A 1511-nucleotide genomic window follows, 5' to 3' on the forward strand; every position below is an offset into this window, starting at 1 on the left:
AAAACTGTAGTGTACTAAATAAGTTGACACAATTTATTTAGTAACATGCGTAAAAATCGAAAGTATTCAAAAGCAGAATGTCTGTCTTATCTGGAAGAATACATGTGTTCTTCTCAGAATCACAGTGAATTTGAACGTGAAAAAGGTCTGAAACGTACCACAATTAGCCGCTGGCTTCGTATCTTTGGGATTGAAGATAAACCAAGTCCCATTATGAGCAAGAAACTAAGTCAGACGGAACAGGAGCTTCATGACCGTATTCATGAGCTCGAGCGGAAAATCAAGTCCCTGGAAGTAGAGTTGAAGCAGTCCAACATGGCCCGTGACGCCTACGACTACATGATCGACCTTGCGGAAAAGACCTATAACATTCCTGTAAGAAAAAACTCCGGTGCCAAGTAATCCGGGGCCTGTCTCAAGGCGGACGCCGTTATCGCGTGCGTCCGCTTTGCAGATTGCTTGGCATATCAGCACAGGGATACTACAAGCATGACTATGCCTCAAACGAGGCTGACATACTCTCTGCCAGCATTGTATTGTACTGCCTGTACGTCCGCCAGAAGGAACGTCTTCCCAAAGCGGGCTGCCGGGAACTCTACACACTCTGCCGTGAATACTTCAGGGAAAAGTTTACCATAGGACGGGACAGGTTTTACAATGTGCTCCGTTCCAACTCGCTCATGCTCAGGCGGACAAGGTATCGTCCGCGTACTACGGACTCCAGACACGGTTACCGTCTTTACAGGGATCTTGTAAACACTTCTCCCAAGTACACACCTGCGGGCAATGGCCGGCTTGTGGTGGCGGACATCACCTATATCTACACCAGAGAAGGCTTTGCCTATCTCTCACTGGTGACCGATGCCTACAGCAGATACATAGTGGGATATTGCCTTAGCAGGAGTCTGGATGCGGAGGGACCGCTGAAAGCCATGTACATGGCTCTTGAGACCTACCGTGCCTACGGAATCAGTACGGAGGGCATGATACACCACTCTGACCGCGGTGTGCAGTATGCCTCGAAGCAGTACACGGACCTGCTGCTTTCACAAGGCATCAGAATCAGCATGACCCAGACGGGAGACCCGCTTCACAATGCCCTGGCCGAGAGGATGAACAACACCCTGAAGAACGGATGGCTCTTCAATGAAGGTGATATGGACTTCAGACAGGCAGAGGAAGCCGTCAGTAAATCCGTTGCGATGTACAACAATGCCAGACCGCACAAGGCACTGGGAATGAAGACCCCTATGGAGATTTTCTCAGGCAGAGGAGGAAACCCTCTTATGGAATATCGGTATAATTGAATGATGTGCTCGTCGGGACGGGTGCTCCCGCCCCTTGCCGCACGGCGCTCCCCGAGCGATGAGTTTTTAGGGAGAAAATATACGGATATTGAGTTTTTGTTGTAGTTTTGCAGAACTGACAACCTTTTTAGGAATATAATGTTTAACCTGTCAACTTTGTCAGGAATTAATCTTCAAACTGACAACTATTTTCAGTACACTTCA

General features: G+C 48.4%; 2 protein-coding genes. Both read left to right on the plus strand.

The window, feature by feature from the left end:
* The first annotated feature begins 213 nt into the window (after positions 1-213).
* On the plus strand, positions 214-402 hold the full coding sequence (locus DW937_RS15090) for a hypothetical protein (RefSeq protein WP_207666668.1): 189 nt from the start codon (positions 214-216) through the stop codon (positions 400-402).
* 8 nt (positions 403-410) lie between these two features.
* Positions 411-1307, plus strand: a complete 897-nt coding sequence (locus tag DW937_RS14550) for an IS3 family transposase (protein WP_259299588.1) — start codon at positions 411-413, stop codon at positions 1305-1307.
* Positions 1308-1511 lie beyond the last annotated feature (204 nt).

Source organism: Faecalibacterium sp. AM43-5AT (assembly GCF_003603345.1).
GTDB lineage: Bacteria > Bacillota > Clostridia > Oscillospirales > Ruminococcaceae > Faecalibacterium > Faecalibacterium taiwanense.

Excerpts from the sequence above, each read along its gene's own strand:
- DW937_RS15090 (WP_207666668.1), top strand. The coding sequence starts at position 214 with ATGAGCAAGAAACTAAGTCAGACGGAACAGGAGCTTCATGACCGTATT.